Origin of the sequence: Oerskovia sp. NPDC060287 (assembly GCF_042726775.1) — a bacterium.
Classification (GTDB): domain Bacteria; phylum Actinomycetota; class Actinomycetes; order Actinomycetales; family Cellulomonadaceae; genus Oerskovia; species Oerskovia merdavium.
Genome location: NZ_JBHXBO010000232.1, coordinates 1 through 6413 on the forward strand (window position 1 = coordinate 1; position 6413 = coordinate 6413).

Genomic DNA, 6413 nt, shown 5'->3' on the forward strand with positions numbered 1-6413 from the left:
ATCCCACGGATAGCGACCACAACCTCGTTCTCGGCAGGTAGGAGAAGCCCGTCAGCAGCTCACGACGGACCCGTCAGGACAGCCGGCCCAGGACGTCGTCGTGCAGCAGCCCGTTGGTCGCCACGGCGTTGCCGCCCCACGGTCCGGGCGCGCCGTCGAGCGACGTGAAGCTCCCGCCGGCCTCGGTCACGATGGGGACCAGGGCGGCCATGTCGTAGAGCTCGAGCTCGGGCTCGGCGGCCGCGTCTACGGCACCCTCCGCGACGAGCATGTAGGACCAGAAGTCGCCGTAGGCGCGCGTGCGCCACGTCTCGCGGGTCAGGTCGAGGAACGCGTCGAGCTTGCCGCGCTCCTCCCAGCCGGACAGCGACGAGTAGGACAGCGACGCGTCCTCGAGCTTGCTGACCTTGGACACGCTCAGGCGGCTCGCTGCCGCGAGCGAGCGCCCCGTCCACGCGCCCGTGCCCTTGGCGGCCCACCAGCGGCGGCCCAGCGCGGGCGCGGACACGAGCCCGACGACGACCTCGTCGCCGTCGGCCAGCGCGATGAGCGTGGCCCACACGGGGACGCCGCGGACGAAGTTCTTGGTCCCGTCGATCGGATCGACGATCCAGCGCCGCGCGCCGTGCCCGGACTCGCCGAACTCCTCGCCGACGATCGCGTCACGGCCGCGAGCCCGCGAGAGGTGGCTGCGGATGATCTCCTCGGCCGTGCGGTCCGCGTCGCTCACCGGGGTGTTGTCCGGCTTGGACTCCACGGTCAGGTCGAGGGCCTTGAAGCGGGACATGGTGTGGGAGTCGACCTGGTCGGCGATCACGTGAGCCAGGCGCAGGTCGTCGTCGTAGGTCGGCATGGCTCACACCGTACCGGTGCGCGCGGCCAGCAGACGGCGGAACGACTCGACACGCGCCGTGCGCGCCGCCTTCTCCTCCTCGGGCGAGGCCTCGAGCCAGTCGTCGAGCGCGCAGTCGGGCGCGCCGTCGAGGTGCGTGCAGCCGCGCGGACAGTCCTCGGCGACCACGTCGAGGTCGTCGAACGCCTTGAGGAGGTTCTCGACGTCGACGTGCGCGAGCCCGAACGAGCGCACGCCGGGCGTGTCGATGACCCACCCGGCGGGGTTGCCGTCGGCGTCGGGCAGGCGCAGCGCGACCGCCGACGTCGAGGTGTGTCGGCCGCGGCCCGTCACGTCGTTGACGACGCCCGTGGCGCGGTAGGCGTCCGGGACGAGCGCGTTGACGAGCGTCGACTTGCCGACCCCGGAGTGGCCCACGAGCACCGACGTGCGGCCCTCGAGCTCGGCCCGCACGGCCTCGAGCGGCTCAATCCGCCACGCGTCCTCGGCCGTGTCCGAGCTGTTGTGGCCCGGCTCGTCGCCGTGGCCGCTGCGCTCCTCCTGCTCGAACCCGTCGTCGTGCACCCGTCGCGTCACCACGACCTTGACCCCGATGGGCTCGTAGAGCTCGCGCAGGGGCGTCGCGTCCGCGAGGTCCGCCTTGGTGAGGCACAGCAGGACGTCCATGCCCGCGTCGTACGCGGCCACGACGCAGCGGTCGATCATGCGCGTGCGGGGCTCGGGCTGGGCCAGGGCCGTGACGATCACGAGCTGGTCCGCGTTCGCCACGATGATGCGCTCGTACGGGTCGGTGTCGTCGGCCGTGCGGCGCAGCGTCGAGGTGCGTTCCTGGATGCGCACGATCCGCGCGAGCGTCCCGTCCTCGCCCGTGGTGTCCCCGACGATGTCCACGCGGTCGCCGCACACCACGCGGTTGCGGGTCAGCTCGCGGGCCTTCATCGCGAGGATCGTGCGCTCGTCGGGGGTGTTCTCATCGAGCAGGAGCGTGTAGCGCCCGCGGTCGACGCCCGTGACGAGCCCGGTCTCGGCGTCCTCGTGCTGGGGACGCTGCTTGGTCCGCGGGCGCGAGTTCTTGTTGCTCGCCCGGTCGCGGAAGTCGGACTCGTCGCGGACGCGCCGCGCCATCAGCTCGCCGATCCCTCGGCGGTCAGCATGCGGCCCCACATGTCCGTGAAGCCGGGGAGGGTCTTGGCGGTCGTGCCGACGTTCTCCACGAGCACGCCCGGGACGCGCAGCCCGATCAGAGCCGCCGAGGTCGCCATGCGGTGGTCGTGGTACGTCCGGAACGTGGTGCCGTGCAGCGGGCGCGGGGTGATGACGAGGCCGTCGTGCGTCTGCTCGGCCTGACCGCCGAGGCGCGTGATCTCGGTCGCGAGCGCGGCCAGGCGGTCGGTCTCGTGCCCGCGCAGGTGCGCGATGCCGCGCAGCCTGCTGGGGGAGTCGGCCAGCGCGGCGAGGGCCGCGATGGTGGGGGCGAGCTCGCCGGCCTCGTGCAGGTCGATGTCGATCCCGCGGATCTCACCGGTCCCGGTCACGGCCATGACGCCGTCGACCAGCTCTGCCTGGCCGCCCATCGCCGTGAGGAGCTCGGCCATCATGGCGCCCGGCTGGGTCGTGACCGTGGGCCAGCCCGGCACGCGCACCGTGCCGCCGACCACGAGGGCCGCGGCGAGGAAGGGGCCGGCGTTCGAGAGGTCGGGCTCGACGTAGACGTCGCGCGCCGCGATGGGGCCGGGCGACACGGTCCAGGTCAGGGGGCGCGAGTCGTCGACGTGCACGCCGACCTCGCGCAGGACCTCGACGGTCATGTCGATGTGGGGCACGCTCGGGAGCGTGGGCCCGACGTGGCGCAGCGTGAGGCCCTGGTCGAACCGGGCCGCGGCGAGCAGCAGACCCGAGACGAACTGGCTCGACCCCGACGCGTCGACGTCGACCGTGCCGCCGCGCACCGCGCCGTGCCCCGTGATGGTGAAGGGCAGGGTGTCCTGGCCCTCGACGGGCACGCCCAGGTCGCGCAGCGCGTCGAGCACGGGGCCCATGGGCCGCACGCGGGCACCCTCGTCGCCGTCGAACCGCACGGTGCCGTCGGCCAGGGCCGCGACCGCGGGCACGAAGCGCATGACCGTGCCCGCGAGCCCGCAGTCGATCTGGGCGGGGCCGCGCAGGTCGCCGGGAGTCACGTGCAGCTCGCTGGGGACGTCGCCCTCGGTGATGCCCACGCCCAGGTCGCGCAGCGCGGCGGCCATGAGGTCGGTGTCGCGGCTGCGCAGCGCGCCGCGCAGGACGCCGGGCCCGTCGGCCAGGGCCGCGAGGACCAGGAGGCGGTTCGTGAGCGACTTGGACCCGGGGACCGCGACGGTCGCGTCGAGCGGACCGCCGGCGGTCGCGCCGGTCCGGCTGGGCGCGGGCCAGGCGGCCGGGTCGAGGGCGGTCTCGTCGGAGCGGGCGGCAGGAAGGTCGCTGGTCACATGCCCCAGGTTATTGCACGGGGTGCGGGGAGCGGGCTTCGGTCCGGAGCGCGGCGGGAGCCCGACGGCGCGGCGCGCGTGCGCTGCACGCTCACCCGCGGTGGACGCGCACCCGCCCGACGGCGCCGCTCGCCCGCGCGCCCAGGTCACCGTGCAGCGGGGCACGCCGCGGCCCCGCCGCACGGTGCGTGCGCCCGGGAACCGTGGCGTCGGCGGCCGAGCAGGACGACCGGCCTGCCGGCACGCCGAGGTCAGGAGGAGACGGCGCCCTTGACGGAGTCGACGGCCGACCGGGTCGCCGAGCTCGCAGCGCGACGGGCCTTCCGCGAGGCCTTCGCGGCGCTGTCCGTCACGGTGTGCGCGGCCTTCTCGGCCGTGGACCCGATCGTGTGCTTGGCGGTGTCTACCTGGTGCTTGGCGGTCTTGGCCAGCGCGAGGTCCTTGCGCGCGCGGTCCACGCGCCAGCGGACGCCCGGCCGGCCCTCGTAGTCGGCGCCGGCGATGAGCGCGGCGCCGATCGCCCCGACGTTCGCGACGAACTTGCGGGTGCGCACGTCCCGGGGCACGTCGCTCGGGGTGAAGGGCTGGTTGACGACCGCGAGCGGCACGCTGAGCGCGGCGAGCGTGAGCGCGGCCGTGCGCGGAGCCTTGCCGAACGCGAGGAACAGCCCGGCGACCGCGGTCGTGGCGCCGTGCACGCGGACCAGGGCCGCGACCTGCTTCTCGCTGAGGGGGTCCTCGACGCCGAGCTGCTGCCCGACCAGGCTCACGCCGCGGCGTGCGGCGCGCACGTGCTCGGCGGGCTTGAGGGCGGCCTGCACGCCGTCGTAGATGAACCAGGAGGCCAGCATGGGCCTCGCGACGTGACGCAGCAGCATCGGTGGATCTCCTTCGTCGAACGGTGGCCGCGGGCAGCGACCGGGTCCGGGGTGCCGGGGACGCCCTCGGTGCGTCCAGCCTGTCCCATCGCTGCTCAGCATGCCACCGGGCGTGCGCCCTCGGGGCGACGCGCGCCGGGTGAGCAGGGTGATCGGGGACCGCGTGCCGGTGGGCGCCCGGGGCGAGCACCGCCGTCGGGCACGAGGGCCGGGAGCCGCGCACGACGAGGGCGGAGCCGGGAACGCCCGGTCCCGCCCTCGGTGCGTCGGGTCAGAGAGCCCCGCCGGCCGCCTCGGGGGCATCGGCGGACTCGCCACCGTCGCCGATGGTCTCGCGTGCGACGTAGTTCTCGAGGTCGAACAGGTTCTCGCCCGCACGACGTGCGACCGTCAGGAGCGTCGTGGCGGAGGCCACCTCCTCGACCTGCTCCTTGAGGAACCACAGCAGGAACTGCTCGCCCAGGGCGTCGCCCTCCTCGCGGGCCGCGCGGAAGATGGCCTCGATCTGGTCGGTGACCTGCTTCTCCTGGTCGAGGGCGAGCTGGAGCGGTTCGAGGACCGAGTCGAAGTCGTTGCGGACGGCGCCCGTGCCGGGGATCGTGATGTCGAGGTCACGGTCCAGGTGGTACTGGACGATCATCATGGCGTGGTTGCGCTCCTCGACCGCCTGGCGGTAGAAGTGCGCCGCGAGCTGCGGGAGGTCGTGGGAGTCGAACCACACCGCGATGGCGATGTACTGCTGGTGGGCGTCGAGCTCGTGGCCGACCTGCTCGCGCAGGAGGGTGCGGAACCGGGAGTCGGGAGTCGTGGTCGTCATGCGCCTCACGCTAGCGAGGATCGTCGTGGAGCACACCCGATGGTTGCCTGTCCTCACCGAGCGCAGCCTTGCCTGTGCCGCACGGCCCGCCGCGGGGCCGTGGGAATGTCGGCAGCGGCCGGACGGTTGTGCTGAGCGTGACATGTGTACTGGAAGCGGAAGCCGACAAGAGCGCCACCGCTGCACCGAGCCTGGAGGTCGTGCCGTTCGGCGCGATCGCCCCTTCAGCGCTCTCGGCGGACGCCCGACCATCTGGGGGACTAGGCTCGTTGTCGATGACGGATCAGATCAGCAGCAGCGCAGGCGACCTCGCGGGAGCCGACGACGCCGAGGACACCAACCGGGCTCCGGCCACGGAGAGTGACGCGGCTCGTTCGGCGCGCTTCGAGCAGGACGCCCTGGTGTACCTCGACCAGCTCTACTCGGCGGCGCTGCGCCTGACGCGCAACCCGACCGACGCGGAGGACCTGGTCCAGGAGACCTTCACCAAGGCGTTCGCGGCGTTCCACCAGTACCGTCCTGACACCAACCTCAAGGCCTGGCTCTACCGCATCCTCACGAACACGTTCATCAACAACTACCGCAAGAAGCAGCGCGAGCCGCTGCAGTCCGCGGCAGAGGACGTCGAGGACTGGCAGATCCACCGCGCGGCGTCCCACACGTCGCAGGGGTTGCGCTCGGCCGAGGCCGAGGCGCTCGACAGGCTCCCGGACTCCGACGTGAAGAAGGCGCTCCAGGAGCTGCCGGAGGACCGTCGTATGGCCGTGTACTACGCGGACGTCGAGGGTTTCCCGTACAAGGAGATCGCCGAGATCATGGGCACGCCGATCGGGACCGTGATGTCGCGGCTCCACCGTGGTCGGCACCAGCTGCGTGATCTGCTGAGCGACTACGCAAAGGACCGAGGACTGGTGGGGGCCAAGACCCCCGGAGGTGAGTCGTGAGCAAGCAGAACGTGAGCACGGAGGCGGAGGAACCCGTCATCGTGCCGATCCCTCACTCGACCGAGGGCGAGACGGAGTGCGAGCACGCGCTCAAGCACCTGTACGAGTACCTCGACTCGGAGATGACCTCCGACGACGAGGTCCGCATGCGCGCGCACGTCGCGCACTGCTCGCCGTGCCTGGCCGAGCTGAGCGCGGAGGAGCTGGTCAAGCAGCTCGTGCGCCGCTCGTGCCACGAGCAGGCGCCGGCGGAGCTGCGGCTGCGCATCCAGGCGCAGTTCACGGTCCTGCGGACCACCACGGTGATCGAGACCTTCTGACGCCTGCGCGCTCGCGGGCGTGACGCCGTCGGGCAGGGGTCCGCTTCCCGCAGCGGGCCTCGCACCGCGGCCGGCGGACCCTGCTGGGCGAGAAGAACCGAGAACGACGAAAGGGCCTGTCCTCACCGCAGTG

Annotated in this window: 7 protein-coding genes; 2 read left to right on the forward strand and 5 right to left on the reverse strand. The window is 72.8% G+C overall.

Annotation, left to right across the window (positions count from 1 at the left end):
• Positions 1–73 precede the first annotated feature (73 nt).
• The 5 genes from hisN to ACFWFR_RS16285 all read right to left on the reverse strand — a co-directional run bounded on the left by hisN (position 74) and on the right by ACFWFR_RS16285 (position 5016).
• Entirely contained in the window at positions 74–853 is a 780-nt protein-coding gene (gene hisN, locus ACFWFR_RS16265) for a histidinol-phosphatase (RefSeq protein ID WP_377623648.1), read from the reverse strand.
• Positions 854–856: 3 nt separating this feature from the next.
• Positions 857–1978, reverse strand: a complete 1122-nt coding sequence (locus tag ACFWFR_RS16270) for a ribosome small subunit-dependent GTPase A (RefSeq protein ID WP_377623649.1) — start codon at positions 1976–1978, stop codon at positions 857–859.
• A complete protein-coding gene (gene aroA, locus ACFWFR_RS16275) occupies positions 1978–3321 on the reverse strand; it encodes a 3-phosphoshikimate 1-carboxyvinyltransferase (protein WP_377623651.1) in 1344 nt (447 codons plus the stop codon). Before aroA ends, ACFWFR_RS16270 begins: the two co-directional genes overlap by 1 nt.
• A gap of 251 nt (positions 3322–3572) precedes the next feature.
• Positions 3573–4199, reverse strand: coding sequence for a DoxX family membrane protein (locus ACFWFR_RS16280; protein WP_191800058.1), 627 nt, complete (start codon positions 4197–4199; stop codon positions 3573–3575).
• 271 nt (positions 4200–4470) lie between these two features.
• On the reverse strand, positions 4471–5016 hold the full coding sequence (locus ACFWFR_RS16285) for a ferritin (protein ID WP_191800056.1): 546 nt from the start codon (positions 5014–5016) through the stop codon (positions 4471–4473).
• Positions 5017–5153: 137 nt separating this feature from the next.
• On the opposite strand from ACFWFR_RS16285, the gene ACFWFR_RS16290 reads away from it, so the two are divergent.
• Together ACFWFR_RS16290 and rsrA are read left to right on the forward strand one after the other, a co-directional pair.
• Positions 5154–5960, forward strand: a complete 807-nt coding sequence (locus ACFWFR_RS16290) for a sigma-70 family RNA polymerase sigma factor (protein WP_056646784.1) — start codon at positions 5154–5156, stop codon at positions 5958–5960.
• Positions 5957–6280, forward strand: coding sequence for a mycothiol system anti-sigma-R factor (gene rsrA, locus ACFWFR_RS16295; protein ID WP_191800054.1), 324 nt, complete (start codon positions 5957–5959; stop codon positions 6278–6280). Before ACFWFR_RS16290 ends, rsrA begins: the two co-directional genes overlap by 4 nt.
• Positions 6281–6413: the final 133 nt, after the last annotated feature.